The sequence below is a fragment of the Tenacibaculum ascidiaceicola genome (genome assembly GCF_047470925.1).
In the GTDB taxonomy this organism is placed as follows: domain Bacteria; phylum Bacteroidota; class Bacteroidia; order Flavobacteriales; family Flavobacteriaceae; genus Polaribacter; species Polaribacter discolor.
This window is the reverse complement of sequence record NZ_JAZKJP010000011.1, coordinates 137,919-160,345: the sequence shown is the minus strand read 5'-3', so window position 1 is coordinate 160,345 and position 22,427 is coordinate 137,919. Positions and strand designations below refer to the sequence as shown.

23 protein-coding genes are annotated in these 22,427 nt (G+C 30.5%); 11 read left to right on the top strand and 12 right to left on the bottom strand.

What is annotated here, in order from left to right; translation table 11 throughout:
- Window position 1: 1 nt before the first annotated feature.
- From VBY68_RS11990 to gldG, 4 genes are read left to right on the top strand one after another with little or no spacing between them, the layout of a single operon-like run.
- The gene (locus VBY68_RS11990; protein ID WP_121147343.1) at window positions 2–298 is read left to right on the top strand and encodes a putative quinol monooxygenase; all 297 of its coding nucleotides are present in this window, start codon (window positions 2–4) and stop codon (window positions 296–298) included.
- A complete protein-coding gene (locus VBY68_RS11985; protein ID WP_415269865.1) occupies window positions 298–825 on the top strand; it encodes a GNAT family N-acetyltransferase in 528 nt (175 codons plus the stop codon). Before VBY68_RS11990 ends, VBY68_RS11985 begins: the two co-directional genes overlap by 1 nt.
- A gap of 6 nt (window positions 826–831) precedes the next feature.
- Entirely contained in the window at window positions 832–1,551 is a 720-nt protein-coding gene (gldF, locus tag VBY68_RS11980) for a gliding motility-associated ABC transporter permease subunit GldF (protein WP_273695014.1), read from the top strand.
- On the top strand, window positions 1,544–3,184 hold the full coding sequence (gene gldG, locus VBY68_RS11975) for a gliding motility-associated ABC transporter substrate-binding protein GldG (protein ID WP_415269864.1): 1,641 nt from the start codon (window positions 1,544–1,546) through the stop codon (window positions 3,182–3,184). Before gldF ends, gldG begins: the two co-directional genes overlap by 8 nt.
- A 14-nt stretch (window positions 3,185–3,198) precedes the next feature.
- Here the strand turns inward: gldG and VBY68_RS11970 are convergent, their stop codons facing one another.
- From VBY68_RS11970 to VBY68_RS11960, 3 genes are read right to left on the bottom strand one after another with little or no spacing between them, the layout of a single operon-like run.
- The gene (locus tag VBY68_RS11970; RefSeq protein ID WP_415269863.1) at window positions 3,199–3,957 is read right to left on the bottom strand and encodes a Rossmann-fold NAD(P)-binding domain-containing protein; all 759 of its coding nucleotides are present in this window, start codon (window positions 3,955–3,957) and stop codon (window positions 3,199–3,201) included.
- Window positions 3,944–4,609: an MIP family channel protein gene (locus VBY68_RS11965; protein ID WP_415269862.1), complete on the bottom strand. Its 666-nt coding sequence runs from the start codon at window positions 4,607–4,609 to the stop codon at window positions 3,944–3,946. The genes VBY68_RS11970 and VBY68_RS11965 overlap by 14 nt, the downstream gene beginning before the upstream one ends.
- Window position 4,610: 1 nt before the next feature.
- Window positions 4,611–5,114 carry a hypothetical protein gene (locus tag VBY68_RS11960; protein ID WP_099216652.1) on the bottom strand — a complete coding sequence of 168 codons (504 nt, stop codon included), beginning with the start codon at window positions 5,112–5,114 and terminating at the stop codon, window positions 4,611–4,613.
- Between the two features lie 120 nt (window positions 5,115–5,234).
- Between VBY68_RS11960 and VBY68_RS11955 the strand changes: the two genes are divergently transcribed.
- From VBY68_RS11955 to VBY68_RS11945, 3 genes are all read left to right on the top strand, one after another.
- Window positions 5,235–6,077, top strand: a complete 843-nt coding sequence (locus tag VBY68_RS11955; RefSeq protein WP_121147350.1) for a DUF2911 domain-containing protein — start codon at window positions 5,235–5,237, stop codon at window positions 6,075–6,077.
- A gap of 70 nt (window positions 6,078–6,147) precedes the next feature.
- Window positions 6,148–7,236 carry an NADH:flavin oxidoreductase gene (locus VBY68_RS11950; protein ID WP_415269861.1) on the top strand — a complete coding sequence of 363 codons (1,089 nt, stop codon included), beginning with the start codon at window positions 6,148–6,150 and terminating at the stop codon, window positions 7,234–7,236.
- Window positions 7,237–7,356: 120 nt separating this feature from the next.
- Window positions 7,357–7,518, top strand: coding sequence for a hypothetical protein (locus tag VBY68_RS11945; protein ID WP_164723432.1), 162 nt, complete (start codon window positions 7,357–7,359; stop codon window positions 7,516–7,518).
- A 36-nt stretch (window positions 7,519–7,554) separates the two neighbouring features.
- Here the strand turns inward: VBY68_RS11945 and VBY68_RS11940 are convergent, their stop codons facing one another.
- The 3 genes from VBY68_RS11940 to VBY68_RS11930 all read right to left on the bottom strand — a co-directional run bounded on the left by VBY68_RS11940 (window position 7,555) and on the right by VBY68_RS11930 (window position 12,291).
- A complete protein-coding gene (locus VBY68_RS11940) occupies window positions 7,555–8,517 on the bottom strand; it encodes a succinylglutamate desuccinylase/aspartoacylase family protein (RefSeq protein ID WP_099216648.1) in 963 nt (320 codons plus the stop codon).
- A 10-nt stretch (window positions 8,518–8,527) separates the two neighbouring features.
- On the bottom strand, window positions 8,528–9,961 hold the full coding sequence (locus VBY68_RS11935; protein WP_099216647.1) for an ATP-grasp domain-containing protein: 1,434 nt from the start codon (window positions 9,959–9,961) through the stop codon (window positions 8,528–8,530).
- Window positions 9,962–10,107: 146 nt separating this feature from the next.
- Window positions 10,108–12,291, bottom strand: a complete 2,184-nt coding sequence (locus VBY68_RS11930; RefSeq protein WP_415269860.1) for a DUF5916 domain-containing protein — start codon at window positions 12,289–12,291, stop codon at window positions 10,108–10,110.
- Window positions 12,292–12,631: 340 nt separating this feature from the next.
- Between VBY68_RS11930 and VBY68_RS11925 the strand changes: the two genes are divergently transcribed.
- The 3 genes from VBY68_RS11925 (at window position 12,632) to VBY68_RS11915 (ending at window position 16,706) form a co-directional block, all read left to right on the top strand.
- Window positions 12,632–13,594: a sensor histidine kinase gene (locus VBY68_RS11925; RefSeq protein WP_415269859.1), complete on the top strand. Its 963-nt coding sequence runs from the start codon at window positions 12,632–12,634 to the stop codon at window positions 13,592–13,594.
- Window positions 13,591–14,292, top strand: a complete 702-nt coding sequence (locus VBY68_RS11920) for a LytR/AlgR family response regulator transcription factor (RefSeq protein ID WP_415269858.1) — start codon at window positions 13,591–13,593, stop codon at window positions 14,290–14,292. Before VBY68_RS11925 ends, VBY68_RS11920 begins: the two co-directional genes overlap by 4 nt.
- Window positions 14,293–14,378: 86 nt before the next feature.
- Entirely contained in the window at window positions 14,379–16,706 is a 2,328-nt protein-coding gene (locus VBY68_RS11915; RefSeq protein ID WP_415269857.1) for a type IA DNA topoisomerase, read from the top strand.
- Here VBY68_RS11915 and VBY68_RS11910 read toward each other — a convergent pair.
- Together VBY68_RS11910 and VBY68_RS11905 are read right to left on the bottom strand one after the other, a co-directional pair.
- Window positions 16,699–17,370 (bottom strand): TrmH family RNA methyltransferase, encoded by a 672-nt coding sequence (locus VBY68_RS11910; protein WP_028892472.1) that lies wholly within the window; start codon window positions 17,368–17,370, stop codon window positions 16,699–16,701. The genes VBY68_RS11915 and VBY68_RS11910 overlap by 8 nt on opposite strands.
- A gap of 168 nt (window positions 17,371–17,538) precedes the next feature.
- Entirely contained in the window at window positions 17,539–18,192 is a 654-nt protein-coding gene (locus VBY68_RS11905; RefSeq protein ID WP_124589833.1) for a hypothetical protein, read from the bottom strand.
- 395 nt (window positions 18,193–18,587) lie between these two features.
- Here VBY68_RS11905 and VBY68_RS11900 point away from each other — a divergent pair, with 395 nt between their 5' ends.
- Window positions 18,588–19,271 carry an SIR2 family NAD-dependent protein deacylase gene (locus tag VBY68_RS11900; protein ID WP_099216639.1) on the top strand — a complete coding sequence of 228 codons (684 nt, stop codon included), beginning with the start codon at window positions 18,588–18,590 and terminating at the stop codon, window positions 19,269–19,271.
- A gap of 15 nt (window positions 19,272–19,286) precedes the next feature.
- Here VBY68_RS11900 and VBY68_RS11895 read toward each other — a convergent pair whose 3' ends face one another.
- From VBY68_RS11895 to VBY68_RS11880, 4 genes are all read right to left on the bottom strand, one after another.
- Window positions 19,287–19,760: a DUF6495 family protein gene (locus VBY68_RS11895; protein ID WP_028892476.1), complete on the bottom strand. Its 474-nt coding sequence runs from the start codon at window positions 19,758–19,760 to the stop codon at window positions 19,287–19,289.
- Window positions 19,761–19,878: 118 nt separating this feature from the next.
- Complete coding sequence (locus tag VBY68_RS11890; protein ID WP_121147362.1) at window positions 19,879–20,577, bottom strand: peptidoglycan DD-metalloendopeptidase family protein; 699 nt, start codon at window positions 20,575–20,577, stop codon at window positions 19,879–19,881.
- Window positions 20,578–20,687: 110 nt separating this feature from the next.
- Window positions 20,688–21,575, bottom strand: a complete 888-nt coding sequence (locus tag VBY68_RS11885; RefSeq protein ID WP_124589839.1) for an anti-sigma factor — start codon at window positions 21,573–21,575, stop codon at window positions 20,688–20,690.
- A 76-nt stretch (window positions 21,576–21,651) separates the two neighbouring features.
- On the bottom strand, window positions 21,652–22,323 hold the full coding sequence (locus VBY68_RS11880) for a Crp/Fnr family transcriptional regulator (protein ID WP_099216635.1): 672 nt from the start codon (window positions 22,321–22,323) through the stop codon (window positions 21,652–21,654).
- Window positions 22,324–22,427: the final 104 nt, after the last annotated feature.

The window sequence follows — 22,427 nt, the reverse complement described above, 5'->3', positions numbered from 1 at the left end:
TATGTTTGTACGAATTGTAAAAATGAGCTTTCAGCCAGAAAAAATTGAAGAGTTTTTAAACAACTTTAATTCAAAAAAAGAGTTTATACGAAATTCACCTGGTTGTCGTTTATTAGAGTTATATAGAGACAAAACAAATCCGAATATATTTTTTACTTATAGCTATTGGGATACTGAGCAAGATTTAGAAAACTACAGAAATTCTGAATTATTTAAAGGTGTTTGGTCACAAACCAAAGTTTTATTTAATGACAAGCCTCTTGCTTGGAGTGTAGATAAAGTTGAATCGTTAACTTAATGAGTTTATTCAGTCCTTTTCCTGTTTTATATACACCTCGGCTTGTACTAAGAAAACTTGTTGATAATGATAAAGAGGCTGTTTTTAAAATTCGATCGAATTCAGTAGTCAATAAATTTATTGATAGAAAGATTCCTAGTGATATTTCTGATGTGGAAGATTTTATAAAACTAATTGATGAATTAGTACTTAAAAACGAAGGTATTTACTGGGTTATTGAAAACAACAACGAGGTTATAGGTTCTATTGGTTTACGTCATTTTAATGACAATTTTTCTTATGCCGAAATTGGCTATGAATTACATCCTGACGCTCACGGAAAAGGTTTTATGAGTGAAGCTTTAAAAGAAGTTATTCAATTTGGTTTTAGTTCACTTAACTTGAATGAAATTGAAGCTTATACTCATAAACACAATAAAGATTCTATAAATTTGTTAAAAAGGTTTAACTTTAAATTACGTCCCAATAAAAAAGATAACGACTTCGAGAATAATGTTATTTTTGGACTTCTTAAAAACGAACAATAGTATTTTATGCTACCACTACTAAAAAAAGAATTTAACTCATTTTTTGCCTCTCCCATTGCCTATTTGGTTATTGGAGTGTTTTTACTTGTAAATGGCTTATTTTTATGGGTATTTAAAGATAATTTCAATATTTTAAATGCAGGGTTTGCCGATTTAAATAGCTTTTTTTATTTAGCTCCATGGTTGTTTTTATTCCTGATTCCTGCCATAACAATGAAAAGTTTTGCAGATGAGTTTAATAGTGGAACCATTGAAATTTTAAAAACCAAACCTCTTACCGATTGGCAAATTGTGCTGGGCAAATTTTTTGCTGCACTTTTACTCGTTATTATAGCATTATTACCTACGTTAACTTATGCTTATACTGTGTATCAATTAGGAAGCCCTATTGGAAATTTAGATGTAGGTAGTACAATTGGTTCGTATTTAGGGTTGTTATTTTTAGCTTCAACCTATACTGCTGTAGGATTATTTACTTCTACCCTTTCAAATAACCAGATTGTAGCATTTATTGTAAGTGTATTTATCACTTTTGCTTTATTCTACGGGTTTGATGCTGTCGGATCTTCTTTAGGAAACTCAGGATATGCCTTACAACAATTTGGTATTAACGAACACTTTAAAAGTATTAGTCGTGGTGTAGTAGATACTCGTGATTTAATCTACTTTATCAGTGTTACGTTCTTCTTTTTATTCATCACTAAACAACAGTTAAAAAATGAATAAGAAATTACAACACATCGCATTAGCTCTTATTGGACTGTTAGTTCTTAACTATGTGGCTAACTCTATATACAAACGTTTTGATTTAACACAAGATAAACGATATACCTTATCGGAAGTGAGTGAGAATCTTATTGATAAAATTGATACCCCACTAACGATTCATGTATTCTTAGAAGGTGATTTTCCTGCGGAATTTAAGCGTTTACAAATAGAAACACGCCAGTTTTTAGAGGAATTACAAGCAAAAAACTCTAACATCCGCTTCAGATTTATCAATCCTGATAATATTCGTGAACGTTTGGTAAAAAGAGGAATGATGCCTAGCCAGTTAACTGTAGAAGAAGATGGAAAGTTATCTGAAGCTATTATTTTTCCTTGGGCAGAAATTACTTATGGTAAAAAAGTAGAGTTAATTTCTTTACTTCCTAACTCTATTGCTAAAACGCAAGAGGCACAGCTACAAAATGCTGTTGAAAAATTAGAGTATTCTTTTGCTAATGCATTGCATAATGTTACTTTAAAAGAAAGGCAGAAAATAGCGGTATTAGCTGGTAATGGTGAGCTTCAAGATATTTATCAATATAGTTTGTTAAGTGAAGTTGGTAAAAAATACCGTTTAGCCAAATTTACATTAGATAGTGTAGCTAGCAATCCGCAAAAAACCTTGAAAGATTTACGTAACTACGATTTAGCAATTATAGCAAAACCTACTGAACGTTTTACTGAGGAAGAAAAATTTACCGTTGATCAGTTTATAGCAAACGGTGGTAAAAGTTTATGGCTGCTAGATAATAACTATGCGGATACTGATAGTTTGTACAATGAAGGAAAAATGTTAGCTTTTCCTCGTGATTTGAATTTAACTGATTTATTGTTTGGCTATCAAGTTCGTGTAAATAATAAACTAATTCAAGATTTGTACTCGGCTAAAATTCCATTAGCTACAGGAAATGTAGGAAACCAAACACAGTTCCAACACTTAAACTGGTTTTATCATCCATTAGTTAATGGAAATCCGAGCCATCCGATTACTAAAAATGTAGCACCTGTTCGTTTTCGTTTTGCTACTCAAATAGATACTTTAAAAGGAAACTTAAAAAAGACTCCGTTATTAGTGACTTCTGTACTCACTAAAAAAACTGGAACGCCTAATTTTATTGAGTTACAAAGTATTGCGAAAGAACCTAAAGAAAATGAGTTTGCTTCAGGTCCACAATTATTAGCTGTGTTATTGGAAGGAGCTATTCCTTCAGCATATAAAAACAGAATAAAACCTTTTGACACTCCTGATTTTAAAGCTGAGAGCACAAACAATAAAATGATTGTAATTGCTGATGGTGATGTCGGCAGAAATCAGATTTTAAAAGGAAAACCACACGATTTGTCCTTAGATAAATGGACAGGAGAACAGTTTGGAAATAAAGAATTTTTAATCAATGCTATTGACTATTTATTAGATGATTCTGGATTGATTCAACTGCGTAATAAAACCATTCAAATTAACTTATTGGATAAGCAACGTGCTTTTGCTGAAAAACGTTTTTGGCAATTTATCAATATTGGTATTCCATTAGTGCTATTAGCACTGTTTGGTTTTGGTTTTAATTACTGGAGGAAGAAGAAATATCAGTAGAATTAATAATACTTTTAAATATTTAATAAATCATTGTGTTTAAACTGATAACTCAATATTTTTTGAAGTTTTTTGCTACTAATTATTTTGTAAACTAATAGTTTTGAATCGTCAAATTCTGGAATAGGTTTTCCTAGAATTTTTCTAGCATTTATATAGAAATCTTCTCTGGTTGGGTGATCGTTTGCACAGGCATTAAAAACTTCACCAAAAACATTCTGTTCTATAATTTGTTCTATGATAGCAATGCAGTCTTCTCTATGTATCATATTTACATAACCTTTTGGATGTGGAATTTTTCTACTAGCAAACCAATTTCCTGGTTGCCTTTTTTCTCCAAATAATCCAGCAAAACGAATTATGGTTGTTTGAAAATTATTGTTTCTTTTAAATAGATTTTCTATCTCAACTAGTGGTGAATTTATTGTTTTATCTTCTTCAGTCATTTCCTTATTTAAACTAGGGTACACCGAAGTAGAGCTAATAAAAATTACTTTAGCTGTATTTGATTTCTCAATAGAAGAAATTAACCTTTTAAAGTTTTCTACCTCTTTGGAAGTAATAGCTATGATTAGAACATCAGCATCTAAAAATTCTGATGAAATATTTTTGTCTGAAATATCAACTACGTAAGGGGCAATCGCAACTGATTCTAATTCTTGAAGTTTATCTTTAGAAGTTGTTGAACCATTTACTTTATATCCCTTCTTTGTAAAATATATTCCTAATTCTTTGCCTAACCATCCGCAACCTAAAATACTAACATTTTTCATTACAACAACTATCGTCTTTTACTATTTTACATGAAACCACCGCTAATAAAGCTCCTATAATTGGTGCTAATATATACAACCATAAATGCTCTAAGTGACCAGAAACTAGTGCTGGTGCAATGGAACGTGCAGGATTCATAGAAGCTTTGGTTATAGGTCCTGCAAACATGGCTTCTAATAACACTACCCCCCCAATGGCTATACCTGCCATTACTCCTACTTCTTTACTTCCTGTAGATACATTGATAATAGTAAGCATTAAAAAGAAGGTTAATAACAATTCTAAAATAAAAGCTCTCCAAGGTACTACCGTTGGTAATGTAGCTCCGTAAAATTCACTTGTAGGAAATAATACCCAAAGCATAACACTAGCCAACAAAGCTCCTACTAATTGAGCTATAATATATTTAGGCACCTCTTTCCATGAAAATCTTTTAGCATAAGCAAAAGCAATTGTGACTGCAGGATTAAAATGTGCTCCAGAAATTTCTCCAAAGGCATAAATCATTGCCATCACTATCAATCCCCAAGTAATTGCAACCCCAATATGCGTCAAATCTGCTCCGTTGGTAACTTCATTTACTGTCATTGCCCCTGTTCCACAGAAAATTAAAGCAAAAGTTCCTATACTTTCAGCTATATATTTTTTCATTTTATAAGTTTCTATCTACTAATTTTTCTTTGAATAATTCTACTTGTCTTCTATGTCTTAATATATGTACAATAGCATGTTCAAATAATTGTTCTACATCATATTTCTGCCCCCACCTTACGTGAACCTTTTTATTTGGATCTAATTCTTCTAATTTAATATTAGGATAATCGTTGAAGAGTTGCTCATTATAAGCAAACATTGTATCTAATGCTTTATTATACTCCGAAACAGAGTTTAGTTGCTCTTTTTCTTTATAAACTATATCTTCTCCTAACCACTTTCTTATTTCAATAACATAGGTATATCCTGCCCTAACAACATGTGTCAGTATTGTTTGAATTGACTTACAATCTTCATCTTTAGTCTCACTATCAACTATTTGAATCAATTCTTTTGAAGTAACATCTTTAATTACCTCCTTAAACTCTTCTATTGACTTTTCATACTCATCTAACAAAGCTCCAATAGCTCCATTTTTTCTATATATTCTTTTTCTTATCATTCTTTCTTTAATTGCAAATATCTATTAAAACAAGACTACGGTATTTTAAGTTTTTGTTAACATTAATCCGAGGAATTCCTTGTAATTTTAACAAAACTAATTTAAAACAAATCAATCAACATGAAAAAAATACTTTTAAGCTTGTTTGTTGTTGCTTTATCAACAAATATCAATGCACAATTAAAAACCCCTGCCCCTAGTCCTGCAGCTAAATTAGAGCAAACTGTAGGTTTAACAGATGTATCAGTTGAATATTCTCGTCCAAGTATGAAAGGGAGAACTATTTTTGGAGATTTAGTTCCTTACGGAAAAGTATGGAGAACTGGTGCTAACGCAAATACCAAAGTTACTTTTAGCGACGATGTTACTATTGATGGTAAAACCTTAAAAAAAGGAACGTACGCTTTATATACTAAACCAGGAAAAGATTCTTGGGAAGTATTATTTTATTCTGATGCTAACAACTGGGGAACTCCTCAAAAATGGGATGACTCTAAAGTAGCTGTATCTACTACTGCTAAAGTTGAAGCTATGCCTGTGAAAATTGAAACGTTTACAATGTCTATTGACGATTTAACAAACGATTCTGCTGTATTAGGAATTTTATGGGAAAATGCTTACGTAGGTGTAAAGTTTAATACTCCTACTGATAAGGCTGTAGAAAAAAGCATTGCACAAGTAATGGGTGGACCTTCTGCCAATGATTATTTTTCTTCTGCTGTGTATTACTTACAAGAAGGAAAAGACATTAACAAAGCTAAAAATTGGATTAACAAAGCAGTTGATATGACTAAAGATCAACCTCGTTTTTGGTACTTACGTCAACAATCTTTAATCTTAGCTAAAGCTGGTGATAAAAAAGGTGCTGTTAAAGCAGCTAAAGCTTCATTAGCAGGTGCAAAGGAGGCAGGAAATGCTGACTATGTAAAAATGAATAAAGAGTTTATTGCTAAAATGAAATAATTTTAGCATACAATGTCTTCATAAAAAACTCGCTCTTCGCGAGTTTTTTTTCTTAAAAATAAATCATAACATGAAAACCAACTCAAATACACCCTTACAATTTTCTTGTGGTGCCACAATGAAAAATAAATTCATGCTTGCACCAATGACCAATACACAAAGTTTTGAAAACGGGCAACTTTCTGATGAGGAGTTTCATTGGCTAACAATGAGAGCTGAAGGACAATTTGGAATGGTAATGACGTGTGCTTCTCATGTACAAGAAAACGGTAAAGGTTTCCCAGGACAATTAGGTATTTTTTCTGACGAACAAATTCCAGGACATACTAAACTCACAAAAAGTATTAAGTCTTATGGTAGCTTAGCCGTAATTCAATTACACCACGTAGGTATGCGATCACCATCAGAATTGATTGATGGTCTACCTGTTTGTCCTTCAAAAAACGAAAAACACAATGCTCGTGAATTATCATTAGATGAAATTTATGAACTTAAAAACAATTTTGTTAAAGCAGCTAATAGAGCTAAAAAATGTGGTTATGATGGTGTTGAAGTCCATGGAGCTCACGGATATATTTTAACTCAATTTTTAAGTAGTGAAATTAACAAAAGAACCGATCAATATGGTGGAAGTTTAGTTAATAGATCGCGCCTTTTATTTGAGATTATTAATGAGATAAGAAGTACCTGCGGTGCTGATTTTTTAATAGGGGTTCGACTTTCTCCTGAAAGATTTGGTATGGATATTCTTGAAATAAAGGAAATATGTAAACGGTTAGTAACAGAAAATAAAATAGACTTTATTGATCTCTCTCTATGGGATGTTTTTAAATATCCTGAACAAAAAGATTTTCAAAATAAAACCTTGTTAGAACATTTTACTGAATTAGATTACAAAAATGTTCTTGTAACCGTTGCTGGAAAAATTAATAGTGGTGAAAATGTTACTAAAATATTAAATACTGGGATTGATTTTGTTTGTATCGGACGATCTGGAATTTTACATCATGACTTTCCTCTACAAGTTATTAAAGACTCCTCTTTTAAAAGCATTGAAACACCTGTTTCAAAAGACTACTTAATTAATGAAGGATTAAGTGATACGTTTATAAATTATATGCGTAGGTGGCCTAACTTTGTTAAAGACGAAGCTTCTTAAAAAGACTTTATTAATTTTTAAAATTTATTTGAGTTTTTATGTAACAAATTACATTGTTTCTCTACTAATACAGTATAAAACAGTTTTACTATGAAAAATTTATATCGTAAAAAATCTTTGATGTTATTATCAATAGGGATTTTAACCATTGCCGCTTCTCAAATACTTACTCATTATTTAAAAGTATCAGACTTAATGCAAGGTTTAAGTTTTGGTGTGGGAATCGGTTTATTAATTACAGCTATTGTGTTTAGGAATAAAACATTGGTAAAGGCTAGTTAAAATCTTAAAAATAAAAGACTGTTAAAAAACAGTCTTTTATTTTATAATTCCTAGATGAATTATACGTCCACCCGATTGATTTACAGGGTTTACACTCTTCCCTACTACAATTCCTCTTTCTGGAGCGTAATATTTCTTAATTCTATTACCAAATACATCTCGTAGAGTAGCAATATGGTCTCCTTCTTCTACAATATCTCTTAAATCAACATGAACAGTAAGTAAGCCTCCTTCTTGTGTATATAACCAATAGGATTTTTCACAAACTACTGTATTTCTCTTAGAGGTTTCATATTCGTCATCCGTAATTCCTAAATATGCCAATACATTGTGTACTCCTGCTACTCCACTTTTAATTATTTTCTTTTGAAAACTATGCGGATTACCTACTTCAATAGTAATAGACGGAATTCCTAATTCTTCAGCTGCTCCTCTTAAAGTACCATCTGACGGAGGTGTATGTACTATAATTTCTGCATCTTGTAATAAGGCTAGTTTTTTAGTAACTTTATTATTCATATCACTTCTAATGTAAAATGAATTCACTCTACCAAAACTAGCTGTATGCAAGTCCAATAAATAATCGAATTTCTTTACTACTAAATTCAAAAAACGATTGGCATATACCTCACTTGTATTTCCATTATCTTTTCCTGGCATTATTCTGTTAATATCAACTCCATCACTAAAAACTCTTGTTCCCCTAACAAATGAAGGTACATTAACCACTGGAATCCCTACAATTGTTCCTTTTAAATTGTCTGTATCTAAATCTTTAAACAATCGCTGGATAACTGATATTCCGTTTAATTCATTTCCATGAACCGCTGCTGTAAGTCCTAATACTATACCGTCTTCTTTTCCTCTAGCAACCATAACAGGAATACATGTAGGTATTCCCATTGCATTGGAAGTAACCTTTAACCAATAGTTTTTTATAGAGTTTTTAGGAGTTTGATTTACATCGAACTCTGTAATATATTCAATTTGGTGTCCCATATTCATACATTTAATATAGTTCGTTTAACAGCGTACTATCGTTGTTTAATGAAGTAAATAGTTTCTTTTTAAACTTTTTATTTGAGTTTATTAAGCTAATACACATTTTATCGATAGCAATGGTAGAAAGTACTGTTTGTATAAAAGTTTCTATTAAATCATCTATTCCTAAACCTAGTTTGTTATAATCTCTTCTATCCATTATTAACAAACGATTAGTGTCAGATGTCCATTCATTTTCTCCTAACTTAACTGATAAATTGGTTCCCAACATTTGCCAAGAATCTTTACTACTTTCTAAGTCGTTTACCAGTGGTAACAATGCTCTTCTCGAATACATACACAATGGTTTTATTCCATCTTTAGTACTACTAATCATCATGCGAATGTCAGACACAAACGTTTCTCCTTTAGCATTTGGCATTGTACCAACATGGTAATATTTACCTTTGGTACTAACTGAACTCCAATTATAATTACCTATTAAACTTTGTACTATAAAACGTTCATACTCGATTTCTAACTTCATAAACTCTTCTAGTTCTTGTTCATTAACAATCGTATAAACCCCTTGTCCTGCATTACTATAAGGTATCTTTACAACAGCTTGTCCGCCCATTTTTTTCACCCATAACGGTATTTCATTCTTGCTTACATCCCAAATAGTATCTGGTATGTTTATTTTCATTCCGTATTCTTCTAACTCGGTATTGTAAATATCATATGCTTTGGCTGCGACCATTTTATTTCTTCCACCAGCTAAACAGGTAATAATCGGGTTTAAAATTTTTGTTTTACTATTAATAGGAAATCTATTCCATGGTTTTTGAGTTACATATCTAAAAATACCTCGTAATGGAATCCATTCTTCATCTTGTTTAACATAGAAGATTTCATTTTCTATTTTGATGTGATCGTTGTCTTTCTTTGAATAATAAGGCACTAAAAAGACATCTTCATTAAAAACATCTGCTATAACTGCTGCATAACCAGACGTTTCCATATAATTTTTATCGTAAAGTACTGCTAACCTACCATCTTTAACAAGTTTTCGCTTCTTTTCTAAAATAGGTTTAAAAGTTCTTTCAATTAATAAGCGATATACTCCGTCTTCTTTATTATCATCTAATAAAGGCATTGATTTTTGACCAGATGGACATGAATTATTTTCTATTATAACCATGTTTTTATCTCCGTCTGCAGACGTTGAGTTGATCAAATCTGCTCCTCCCCATAAAAAGTACTTACATTCATACGACAAAATTTCTCTAAGCTTATCAGCATTTACTTTAGGGTGTAAATGGCAGTACCTAGCAATAATTCTCTCCTTATCAAGATTTAAAAAAAAGTTTACCATTGGATGAATTGTGGCGTTCAATACTTTAGGGTACCAATGATTCTCGTTATTAAATGTATTAGGTTTTATAAGCTCTATAGTTTTCATTATTCGTTTTTATAAATTTATTATCTCTTATAAATGATTATTTCTACATAATTAAAAATAATAAAAAAATAAACCTCCTAACCTTTGTTTGCATTAAATTATAAACATATTTTCAATTGAATTTTACTAATTCCTTCTATATCTTCTTAAAAATCGAATCTATAGTTTGCTTTTAGAGCTATCCCCCAGTTTTTACGTGATATATCTTGATTATAATTATCCGAAACAACTACATATATGTACGATAGCGGTTTATATTCCCATTGTAAACGACTATTGATATTAAAGTTATCAAACTGAGTATTGTACTGCACATAAGTAGTCCAATTTAATCGATTAGAAAAAAATATTTCTCCTGTAAAACGTGCTAAATGAAAGGTTTCTCTTCCTAGTTCTTTTAAATTTATTCTATTTCTTTCATATCGAACTTGCAAACGTGCTAAGGGCATTAATCTATATTGAGCATTTACGCTAACACCGTTTTTATAACCACTGTAATAACTCCCATAACTAATATTACCGCTGTATTGAAACTTTTTATTATCGGCTGAAGCATACCCAAAACCTGCATCGAAATACTTATACTTTCCTGCTGTTATAGCTTTTCCGTTATTTAAAGGGTCAAATGCATATTTTAGGTTTACATATTCATGACGAAATCCACCATACAAAAACGATTGATCTTTAAATACTAAATCATTATTTAACACTGTAGTTGACTGACTAACATCTCCTTGATCATCCCAATAGGTATCATTAGATAAGTTCAAATAACGATGATTATCGAAGGTTTTAGAATTTTTATAAAATTTGGTTAAACTAATACGACCACTTGTCTGAGTATATCCTTCACGTATAACTTCATTTAAAATAGCGTCATGGTTATATAAACGTGGTACAAAACCAACATCTGTAATATAATTTTTTTCAACTTTTCTTATTCCGGCATAACCAGAGACATTTATATTATTGTACCAAACTTCTGTGTTATAAAATTTATTATTTCCTGAAACATTACTTGTTAAACTACCTGCAAAATTTGCAAGTCCAGTCCATCTATTGTTTTTTGATTGATAGTTTAAGTTAACTCCAGTAATTCTATTATAATCATCCATAAAAGAAAAGCCCTCTGTTTCTTGTCTATTAATGAGGTACCCTGTTGCTGTGAAAAGTTTAGAAAGTTGTTGTTGTACTACAAATACTCCATAATTCTGAGCAGGATTATCGTTTTTGGCTTTTGTAGCGACATTAAGTATTCCTAATCGTGTTTTTTTAGTAATATTTCCAGATAATTTTAATCCAAAAGATATTTCGCTATCCGCACCAATACGCCTAGAGTAAAAAGGGTTTACTCCACTTACCCCTAAACTCGTAAACAAATCACTATTTTCTAAAAAGAAGTTACGTCGTTCAGGAAAAAATATAGAGAACCTACTTAAGTTTGTTACTTGCCTATCTACATCTATTTGCGAGAAATCAGGATTTATAGTAGCATCTAACTTTAAAGAAGAACTTATATTAAACTGTATATCTAAACTTGGTTTTACCATGGTATCTTCAACATCATTGATTACATCTTCCGAATAGTTCATTGTTACAGATGGGGTTACAACGAATTTCGATGGCTTATTCTTTGATAATTTTTCTACTTCGAACACTTTGGCAAATCGTAAATCGAATTGTTTATAATTACGATCTATTAAAGTGCTAGTTGTCCACTCATTTAATTTAATGTTTCTTGTATGAAACATTACTCCCCATTCAGCAGAGTCAACCTTGTAACCTAGTGCTTTTAAGGGAATTTCTATTTCAAATATTTTTAAATTTCCTTTTACTGAAGTTTTTGCATTCCAAACAGTATTCCAACTAGTGCTTACTTTAAAACCATCTCCATTTCTGGATACTAATGCGTCTACCAAAGCACCTCCCATATTAACAATAAAAAAATAACCTGATTGTTGCTGGTTATATGTATCAAGAATTATAGCAAAAGAATCGCTATCAGCTCCAGAAGTTCCAATATCATCCCTTTTTAAAGACCCTATTTGAACATCATTAGTTATATCCTGATACACAGCACTTATGTATAGTTTTTTTCCATTATGAAACATTTTCACCTCTGTTTCATTAGAAGCTAGATCTCCATTATTAGGTATATAGTTAAGAAATTCTCCTTCGGGAATTAATTTGTTCCATATAGGTTCATCTAATTTTCCATCTAATTGAATATCACTATCACTGAAAATTATTTTACTTGTTTCTACCTTAGATTGAGCCTGAATATAAAACACCTCAAAAAATAACATTAAAAAAAATACAACTTTCTTCATTTACTTAAATTAAAAATTAACAAAGTGCTATCATCTTTAAGCACATTTAGTAAACAAAACTATTATGGAGATATGCCTACTTTTTAAAAAGTAGACTAACGAGTTGCTTTTAAAGTTGGAAAGTTATGTTTGGAAGAAACTAAGCTTAGTCTATCATTTCTTTATTTCTAGCTACAAAAAATTAGCTTTAAGCTATTTTTAATTTATCTCTTCTTTAAAATTGTATTTTAGCGCGCACATGCATATTTTAAAAAACATAGTACGATTTTTTAAGGCTCCTATAGTAAAACAGATTTTGTTTTGGTTGGGAGTGTACGTCTATTTTATTGGCACTGTAAATATGAATTATTATAGCGGGTATCTTGAAGTTTTAGAACATTTTGCTATTTATGTTTTTTGTCAGTTTATAGTAGCTTATGCTTGTCTTAATTTTTTAGTTCCTAAGTTTTTAATCCCTAAAAAAAATATTCTATTTACAATATACCTTTTACTTTTATTAGTTGGTGTGTTTATAATTTTTGTTGGGTTTCACGAATATTATCACATTCCAAAATATTTTAAGTCTAGTAATAACAGTGTATATGATTCTAATAAAATGTTTTGGGAAAAGCTATTAGATCTTCGAGTATTTTTAGGAAAATCAACAATAATCTTAACTCCCACTATATTATTAGTTATAGCTAAGTTTTACAAAGACCAACAAGCCTACTTACAACTTAATGAGCAAAAAATGTATACAGAACTATCTGTTTTAAAACATCAATTAAATCCGCATTTTTTATTCAATACTTTAAATAACTTATATGCCTTATCTATAGAAAAGTCTGACGAAGCTCCTGAGGTGATTGCTAAGCTCTCGGAAATGTTAGACTATATGTTGTATGGATGTAATGACAAATACGTTTCGCTAAAAAAAGAAATTGAACTAATAGAAAACTATCTCGCTTTAGAAAAAGTTAGGTATGATGAGCGTGTGGATATTAAGTTTGATAAGGAAATAAAAACCGATGTTAAAATTGCTCCTTTAATCCTCCTGACATTTATAGAAAATGCCTTTAAGCACGGGGTTTCTCAAGAATTAAAAAAAGCTTTTATACATATAAATATGTCTGTCGAAGAAGAATTTATAAAGTTCAATATTATGAATTCAAAGGCAAAAAATAGTATAGCTACAAATAAAAAAAGTATTGGCTTAAACAACGTAAAAAAGCAATTGGAATTATTATACCATAATAACTATTCTTTACATATTAAGGAAGATTCTAATAGTTTTAACTTGTATTTAAAATTACCTATAAAATGACATACAAATGTTTAATAGTTGATGATGAAAAATTAGCTAGAGGTCTTATAAAAACACATTTATCTCAATTAGATGATTTTGAGCTAATTGCTTCTTGCAGTAGCGCTATTGAAGCTAGTAACATACTTCAAAAAGAAACTATCGATTTATTGTTTTTAGATATTGAAATGCCCGTTTTAAAGGGTACTGATTTTTTTAAAAACTTAGTAAACAAACCCAAAGTTATTTTTACCACAGCCTATAGAGATTATGCTGTTGAAGGATTTGAATTAAATGCAGTCGATTATATTTTAAAGCCTATAACTTTTCAACGCTTTTTTAGTGCCATACAAAAATTTAAAGTTTCACAAAAAGAAAACATTGTCAACCCTTTAATAGTTTCTAATCATAACAACAACTCTTTTATTTATATCAGAAAAGACAGAAAACAAGTAAAAGTACATTTAGATTCAATTTTATATATAGAAAGTCTAAAAGACTACATTAAAATACATTTAGAAAAAGAAAAACATGTTACCAAATCTAGTATAACTGCTTTTGAAGAAAAATTAGATCAACGATTCATAAGGATACATCGCTCATATATTGTTAATATTGATAAAATTACTGCATATACTAAAAATGATATTGAGATAGGGAAAATTGAAATCCCTATCGGTGAAAACTATAAAAGTAACCTAACTTTTATTAATTCATAATTAATTACGGTTGTTAAAACTTCATCTAAGAACATCGTTTAACATTCACAAATAATTTAGTAATTTCGACCTTCTAAATCATTTTTATGAAAGTTTGTATCGCCGAGAAACCTAGTGTAGCCCGTGAGATTGCTAATATCTTAGGAGCCAATACCAAACGAGATGGATATTTCGAAGGTAATGGTTATGCTGTTACCTATACATTCGGTCATTTATGCACACTTTTAGAGCCTAAAGACTATAAACCACACTGGAAAAGTTGGGATTTGAACAATTTACCCATGCTTCCTGAGCGCTTTGATACTAAAGTAACCAACGATAGTGGAATTCAGAAACAGTTCAATATTGTTAAATCTTTATTTGAAAAAGCCGACGTGGTTATTAACTGCGGGGATGCTGGGCAAGAAGGAGAACTTATTCAACGTTGGGTTATTAATCAAGCAAATTACAAGGGTAAAATTCAACGATTATGGATTTCTTCCTTAACCGAAGAAGCTATAAAAGAAGGTTTTGAAAACCTAAAAGACAACGACGATTACAATAATTTATATTACGCGGGATTTTCTCGTGCTATTGGTGATTGGCTATTAGGTTTAAATGCTACCCGTTTGTACACTGTAAAATTTGGTGGCTACAAACAAGTATTATCTATTGGTAGAGTACAAACTCCTACCCTAGCTATGTTGGTTGATCGTTATAAAGAAATTCAAAACTTTAAACCTGAACCGTATTGGGAATTACAAACCCAATATCGTGAAACACTGTTTAGTTGTGAAGAAGGTCGTTTTCTAAAAAAAGAAGATGGACAAGCTTTTGCGGATAAAGTAAAAGAAAGTGATTTTGAAATAACTTCCGTTACTAAGAAAAAAGGGAAAGAATACGCTCCTAAACTTTTCGATTTAACAGGCTTACAGGTATATTGTAACAATAAATTTGGTTTTTCTGCGGATGAAACCTTAAAAATTGTTCAAAAATTATATGAAATGAAAGTAGTTACCTATCCTAGAGTAGATACTACTTTTTTACCGAACGATATTTATCCTAAAGTTCCTAATATTTTAAAGGGATTAAAGCAGTATGCTTCATTAACACAACCTTTATTAGGAAAGAAAATACGTAAATCGAGTAAAGTTTTTAACGATAAAAAAGTTACCGATCACCATGCGATTATTCCTACAGGAGTAGAGATAAACTTACAGTACAATCAGCAACAAGTATATGATATCATCGTAAAACGATTTATTGCCGTGTTTTATCCCGATAGTGATATCTCTAAAACTGAAGTTAAAGGAGAAGCAGATAAAGTTCCTTTTAGAACTTCAGGAAAAGAAATACTTACCAAAGGTTGGCGAGCTGTTTTTGAATACGGAAGCGATACTAAAAAAACAGAAGAAAAAGATGTACTTCCTACCTTTGAAAAGGGAGAAAAAGGTCCGCACGAACCTTCATTTTTAGAAAAGGAAACAAAGCCTCCTAGAAATTATACCGAAGCGAGCTTATTACGTGCCATGGAAACTGCAGGGAAGCAAGTAGATGATGATGAAATGCGTGAATTAATGAAAGAAAATGGTATTGGACGACCATCTACACGTGCAAGTATTATTGAAACCTTGTTTAGAAGAAAATACATTGAGCGTCAAAAAAAATTAATTATTCCTACTCAAACAGGTATAGACTTGATTGATTTAATTGACAACGAACTTTTAAAATCTGCTGAATTAACAGGACTCTGGGAAAAACGTTTGAAGGAAATTGAACGTGGTGAATACCATGCTGCTACATTTATCAATCAAATGAAAAAAATGGTTGATGATTTGGTATATGAAGTGCGTTCGAGTAACAAGACCAAACGGATATCATATGAAGCTCAAAAAACAAAACAGAAACCTAAAAAAGCAACTTCAAAAAAGAAAACCGTTGTTGGCAAAGAATGTCCGAAATGTAAGAAAGGACAATTATTAAAAGGAAGTGCTGCTTATGGTTGTTCTGCCTATAAAAATGGGTGTGATTTTACCTTAGCTTTTGAGTTTATGGATAAAAAAATATCTGAAAACCAACTAATTCGTTTGCTTGACAAAGGTTGTACCACCAATTTAAAAGGCTTTAAACAAGAAGATAAAAAAGTAGAAGGTTTGGTTCGTTTTGATGATAATTTTAATTTAAAATTTGAACCAAAAAAAGGAGTTGTTACAAATGAAAAGATTACTTCGTCGCAAACTCCTCGTAATGACAATGAAAAAATAACTTGTCCAAAGTGTAACAAAGGAAGCGTTTTAAAAGGAAAGTCTGCCTACGGATGTTCTGAGTATAAAAACGGTTGTGACTTTGTGTTTACTTTTGAAAACATCAAAAAAATGGCTAACGGACAACCGTTAACCAAAGAGTTAGTATATAAAATATTGACTTCTAAGTAAGCTCTTTATAATAGTATTCTATTAATTTCTCTGGGTTTTTAATGGTGTTTTTTATCCATTTAAAATACAATACATTCTTTTCTTCTTCTGATAGTTGCCAATCTAAATTTGTTCTTTTTAATCGGGTAGTTACATCTTGTAGTGTGATTGCTGCTGCTACTGAGATATTTAAGCTTTCGGTAAAACCAACCATTGGAATTTTTAAAAATCCATCTGCTTCTTGTTTTATGTAATCCGAAATTCCATCTTTTTCAGCACCAAAAACAAATGCTGATTTTTTTGTGACATCAAAATCAGGTAATATACACGAATCAGTATGTGGCGTGGTACCTATAATTTGATACCCTTTTGCTCGTAAATCTTCCAAACAAGCTTTGGTATTGTCTCCGTCTTCTTTATATCGGTGAATGTCTAACCATTTTTGACTTCCTTTGGCTACATGTCTTGATACTTTGTTCGTAAACTTATTTTCTATGGCATATACATCTTGTATACCAAATATATCACAACTTCTTACCACTGCGCTTGCATTATGTGGCTGATAAATATCTTCTAACACTACTGTAAAATGACGTGTTCTTTCATTCAAAACTTTGTGAAATGTATCTTTCCTTTTTTCAGTAATGTAACCTTCTAAATAGGCTAATAATCCTTCATCAATCATACGACAAACATAGTAAATTTTCCTATTTTATCTTATGCTTAAACAACTCGTTCTTTTTTAATAAATGTAGTTAACTCTATACACAACTAAATTAAAATAACAAGTAAACTATAAATCTTAGTTGTGTTGGATTATTAATTAATATGACCTTAAATAAAGAAGAGAAAGCTAAATTTCTTTTTTATTAATAAGTTTTTGCTCTTCTAATGCTAGAACCAATAAATTAACGTAATCATTTACAGTTTCTTCTATAGACTTAGGATCAATAATATCTATATATCCTTTCCAAATTAACTCTCGTTCTTTTGTTGGACAAATACAATATAAAGAGGTTTCAGCTTTGTATATTTTATACTTTTCATAATAATTTGGGTCTTCTAGAATTTCTCGGTGATTATAATAATCTTCCTTAAACTTTACATCTAGGTATTTTTTTTCTTTATATTTTTCTGAGAATATTTTTCTATCTTCTACACCTACCACCTTAGTATAAATTACTGCATCATAAAAGTTTGCTGTTAAAACATTTTCTATAAGTTTTAATTCTTCTTCTGTTTTCCCTTCCATTCTAAATTTTGGCTCAAAAATATCTAAACTTGGCACTGCATCAATGTTTCTAGATTCTAACTCCTTTTTTAACAATTCTTCAAACTTATCTCTAGCCTCTAAATTTGGAGTCATACCAATGATTAATACTTTAGATAATGAGAGTGAATCAATTTCTGGGTTCTTCCAATACTCAACTAATTGAGTTGTTGTACAACAATTAAACGCAACAACTATAATTGATAATAGCATTGTTAATTTTATAAATGATTTCATATTTACTAGTTTATGTTATTCCTTCTCATAATACTAAAAGAGCTTCTTTAGTTTATAAAACACTCTTATGACTACAGATAAAGTTACTAAATTCTTTGGATAACTGAAGCTGTTTTCATCTGTAGTTTACTTAAGTGGTAGAAAACTATCTGTTTTAAAGGGATTCTAACATAAAAAGATAGATTAAAGTTAAATAAGTTTATCTATACAGAAAAAACTTCTTAAACAGGTCAACAAACTTTAATTAATTATGCTACATACAAAGCAAACTTTCCTATTTTTTAATCACTAAACAATAATCTCTTATTTATTTTCTTAAACTTGTAACGAAAAAGAAATGCTTTTTTTAATAGCATAGTTCATATTTTAGAATCATTAATTTCTCAATTTTATCTATGAAAAAACGTTTGGTTGTATTAACAGGTGCTGGTATTAGTGCTGAAAGTGGTATTAAAACTTTTAGAGATGCCGATGGCTTATGGGAAGGTCACGATATTTATGAAGTGGCTTCTCCACAAGGGTTTCATGCTAATCCTGAATTGGTATTAGACTTTTACAATCAACGTAGAAGACAACTTTTAAAAGTTTCTCCTAATAAAGCACATCACAATTTAGTTTCTTTAGAGAATGATTTTGAAGTTGATATTATTACTCAAAACGTAGATGATTTACACGAAAGAGCAGGAAACAAAAATGTAATACATCTACATGGCGAACTATTAAAAGCTCGTAGTACCAAAAACAAACATCTTGTTTATAATTGGAATAAAGATATTGCTATAGGTGATGTATGCGAAGAAAATGCTCAATTACGCCCACACATTGTTTGGTTTGGTGAAGATGTTCCTCTTTTGGAAAAAGCTGCAGAAATTACTTTACAAGCAGATATTTTAGTAATTATAGGAACTTCTATGCAAGTATATCCTGCTGCTAGTTTGGTTAATTATGTACAGCATAATACTCCTATTTATTTTATAGATCCTAAACCTGCTGTAAATAAAAACGCCTTCAATAACTTAACTATTATTGAAGACGTTGCTAGTTCTGGTACTGATAAATTAATTACTATACTAAAATAAGTTTAGTATCAAGTTTTATGAATTTGATGTTAATCGGTCAAAATACTCATACAATTCTCCTTTAGAAATTGTGCTTCCTTTTTCAATCAAATCAAAAAGTTCAACATTTCTTTCTTCTTGATATGCTTTTGAGCCTCTTAAAAACTCAATTGCTTCATCATTTGGATTTTTTAGTAGCCATTCAAACCCTTCTTGCTCTAAAACATTAATGTCTTTTTCTATTTTTATTACAATACGATGTATTTCTTTTTCTTCGCATTTGAATAGGTTTACTAAGTTTGGAGAAAAATGTTCTAAATACGTTGTTTTAGTTAATACATCATCCCAAACAACATCGCTAAATACATTCATTTCATCTTCAGCTACATGTGGTTTCTCTTTTTTTAGTTCATCCCATTCTTTTTTATCAATGTTTTGTGATGCTAAAAATCGAGTAAATTCTTCATGTAATCCTTCAAACTGTTCTTTTGTAAGTTGTCTATATTTCAAACGTTTTAAGTTTTTTAATTAATTGATTTATTATAATAAAATTAAGAACGTTTGCAACCACTCGCTCCACCCGTTCTCTCATTAAAAATTTTAAAGAAAATCTTTTATATAGAAATTTTTAAAATTTATTAATGTTCGTTTCATTTGGCAATTTTAGTAATAAATTGGGGTTGGGGCAATTTTCCTTATAATAATCTAGGTTCTTTTTTGAAGAAACTCCAGGGTAATCTCCTTTATAATCTTCAATATCTATTATTAACTGAAAATGTAAATGAGGAGCGTAATCTCCGTTTACAGAACTATCTCCTAAAGTTCCTATCTTCTCTCCTTTTTTTACCTTTGTTCCAACGGATATGTTTTCTAAAGATTCTAATGATAAATGACCATATAATGAATAAAACTCATTTCCTTCTATTGAATGTTTTACAATAATCGTTGGCCCATAATCTCCATAATTTAAATTGTTTTTAAAGCTATGAATTTCCCCATCTAATACAGCTAAAATGTCTGTACCTGCATCACACCACAAATCAATTCCCAAATGAATATTTCGTTGGTTTTCTTCTGATAATTTATTAAAATGCTCACTTCTACTATAAATATCTCTTACTTCCAAATACCCCCCAAAAGCAACTGTTTTTTTATGTTTTGAAAAATAATTTTCTAAATAAGCCTCCCATTCTTTTGATGAAGAAACATCAAAGCTTAATTCTTTGTTAGATGCTGCTATTGAAATTGGAATATATTCGCTAAAAGGTATACTCGTATCAACTACATGTAATGGTTTTTGAGATATATTATTTAAAAAGTCTTTCATAAAATAGTTTTATATAAAATAAGAGTAACCAAAAATAATTGATTACTCTTAAAATATAAGGGGAATTAAGCGTATTAATTAAATTTTAAACGCTATAACACTGTTTTCTGTTATCTTGAAACGGTTCCTGTAATAGTTACCAATGGTCCAGCTCCTAAATCTATAGCTACATGGTCTTGAGCATCATCAGCTACTTTTTTAGCTAATGGTTTAAAAGTAAAAGGTGCTGGGCTATTGTCTGGGTTTGGCTCTACTGTAATTACAATAGTTGAACCTCTTAAATCAGTTGGAAAAGTTACTCCGTCTGGAGCATTTACTAAGAAATCTTCTCCTGGAAAAAATCCATCAGCTCCATTTGGTGCTGGTAAATCCATAGGACCACTAAAGCCATCAAACTCATCTGTTGCAGCAAGTTTTGTAAATTTACCTGTAGTAACTGGTACTCCATTTATCACAGCCCATCCTTCATATTTCCATCCTTCATCAAGTTCTGGTAACCCTAAACCTACTTGTGGTGGCATTCCTGGTTCTAAAAACCAAACACCACTTCTTTCGTTTGTGTTTTCTCCATCTGTTGGTGTTGCTAAAATAAATTTCCCCCAAGAACTACTAAAATCTCCAACAATATTAGAGTTTATAGAAGCACTATTACCTGAAAAATCTCCTGCTAAAATTTTAGTACTTGATGGCGATGGGTCTGGATCGTTTGCTGGTTCAATGGTTAAAACAAAGGTAGATGCTGCTGATAGCATATCAGAATCTACTACAAAAGAACTCTTAGATAATTCTCCTGAATCACTTACATTAAAAACTCCTGTTGATACTGGCGAACCTCCAACAATTATCCAACCTTCATATACATAATTTGCTCCTAGGTTTTCTAAACCACTAACATTTAAGCTTAAGTTTGATGTTTTTGGTGTATTGTCATCGTCATCGCTACAAGCAACAAAAGTTAGGGCACTTACTGCTGCTAGTGTTAAAAGTATTTTTTTCATTGTTTTTGTAATTTTGAATTTATACAAAAACAAAGTTACTTGCACGTTTTCTATTAAAATGTTAGCTAGCTTACACTTATGCTACTTTTTTAAGTAATCGTATTTTTTTTCTGTTAAAATCAATAACTTTTTCTTGTTTTAACTCGTTCATTAAGGTATTTAATGTTGGTCTTGAAGTTCCTATTAAAGTTGCAATATCTTTTTGTGTGTATGGATGTTCTATTACTTGATCTCCTGTCTTTTCACATTCATGCCCATACTCTTCACATAATTCTTTAAAAAACTCTAATAAACGAGTGCGTGTATCTTTAAATAGTAATAATTGAAGTCTTCTTTCTAACCTTTTTATTCGTAATCCTATGAATTTATAAATTTTTAAACTTACAGATACATTTTCTCTCATCAAGGAATACATAGTTTCTCTAGATACAGGGCAAATTTCTGTTGTATTATCTATAGACTGAGCAAATTCATTTCGTCTTTCAACTCCTAAAATGGCTTTTTCACCAAATATCTCTCCTTTAGTTAAAATTGCTTTGATTACTTCTTCTCCATCTTCCGTATAGTATCCTATTTTTACTTTTCCTTTATCTATTAAATAAATTTTATTTGCAGCATCTTCTTCAAAATAAATATAATCTTTCTTTTTATATTTATTAAGTGTATGACTTTCCTTGAAAATAGGATATTTATGGGGGCATAATATTTTAAACAGGTTGACATCCTCAAAGTACCAAAGTGCACTCATAGTTTTTACTTTTAAGCCTTAAGTCGAAAAAACTTAAAGTGCATTACAAAAAAAGCTCTGGAAAACCCCAGAGCCTTTATGCCATTAATATTTAAAAACACTAT

Excerpts from the sequence above, each read along its gene's own strand:
- VBY68_RS11990 (WP_121147343.1), top strand. The coding sequence starts at position 2 with ATGTTTGTACGAATTGTAAAAATGAGCTTTCAGCCAGAAAAAATTGAA.
- VBY68_RS11985 (WP_415269865.1), top strand. The coding sequence starts at position 298 with ATGAGTTTATTCAGTCCTTTTCCTGTTTTATATACACCTCGGCTTGTA.
- gldF (WP_273695014.1), top strand. The coding sequence starts at position 832 with ATGCTACCACTACTAAAAAAAGAATTTAACTCATTTTTTGCCTCTCCC.
- gldG (WP_415269864.1), top strand. The coding sequence starts at position 1,544 with ATGAATAAGAAATTACAACACATCGCATTAGCTCTTATTGGACTGTTA.
- VBY68_RS11970 (WP_415269863.1), bottom strand. The coding sequence starts at position 3,957 with ATGAAAAATGTTAGTATTTTAGGTTGCGGATGGTTAGGCAAAGAATTA.
- VBY68_RS11965 (WP_415269862.1), bottom strand. The coding sequence starts at position 4,609 with ATGAAAAAATATATAGCTGAAAGTATAGGAACTTTTGCTTTAATTTTC.
- VBY68_RS11960 (WP_099216652.1), bottom strand. The coding sequence starts at position 5,114 with ATGATAAGAAAAAGAATATATAGAAAAAATGGAGCTATTGGAGCTTTG.
- VBY68_RS11955 (WP_121147350.1), top strand. The coding sequence starts at position 5,235 with ATGAAAAAAATACTTTTAAGCTTGTTTGTTGTTGCTTTATCAACAAAT.
- VBY68_RS11950 (WP_415269861.1), top strand. The coding sequence starts at position 6,148 with ATGAAAACCAACTCAAATACACCCTTACAATTTTCTTGTGGTGCCACA.
- VBY68_RS11945 (WP_164723432.1), top strand. The coding sequence starts at position 7,357 with ATGTTATTATCAATAGGGATTTTAACCATTGCCGCTTCTCAAATACTT.
- VBY68_RS11940 (WP_099216648.1), bottom strand. The coding sequence starts at position 8,517 with ATGGGACACCAAATTGAATATATTACAGAGTTCGATGTAAATCAAACT.
- VBY68_RS11935 (WP_099216647.1), bottom strand. The coding sequence starts at position 9,961 with ATGAAAACTATAGAGCTTATAAAACCTAATACATTTAATAACGAGAAT.
- VBY68_RS11930 (WP_415269860.1), bottom strand. The coding sequence starts at position 12,291 with ATGAAGAAAGTTGTATTTTTTTTAATGTTATTTTTTGAGGTGTTTTAT.
- VBY68_RS11925 (WP_415269859.1), top strand. The coding sequence starts at position 12,632 with ATGAATTATTATAGCGGGTATCTTGAAGTTTTAGAACATTTTGCTATT.
- VBY68_RS11920 (WP_415269858.1), top strand. The coding sequence starts at position 13,591 with ATGACATACAAATGTTTAATAGTTGATGATGAAAAATTAGCTAGAGGT.
- VBY68_RS11915 (WP_415269857.1), top strand. The coding sequence starts at position 14,379 with ATGAAAGTTTGTATCGCCGAGAAACCTAGTGTAGCCCGTGAGATTGCT.
- VBY68_RS11910 (WP_028892472.1), bottom strand. The coding sequence starts at position 17,370 with ATGATTGATGAAGGATTATTAGCCTATTTAGAAGGTTACATTACTGAA.
- VBY68_RS11905 (WP_124589833.1), bottom strand. The coding sequence starts at position 18,192 with ATGAAATCATTTATAAAATTAACAATGCTATTATCAATTATAGTTGTT.
- VBY68_RS11900 (WP_099216639.1), top strand. The coding sequence starts at position 18,588 with ATGAAAAAACGTTTGGTTGTATTAACAGGTGCTGGTATTAGTGCTGAA.
- VBY68_RS11890 (WP_121147362.1), bottom strand. The coding sequence starts at position 20,577 with ATGAAAGACTTTTTAAATAATATATCTCAAAAACCATTACATGTAGTT.
- VBY68_RS11885 (WP_124589839.1), bottom strand. The coding sequence starts at position 21,575 with ATGAAAAAAATACTTTTAACACTAGCAGCAGTAAGTGCCCTAACTTTT.
- VBY68_RS11880 (WP_099216635.1), bottom strand. The coding sequence starts at position 22,323 with ATGAGTGCACTTTGGTACTTTGAGGATGTCAACCTGTTTAAAATATTA.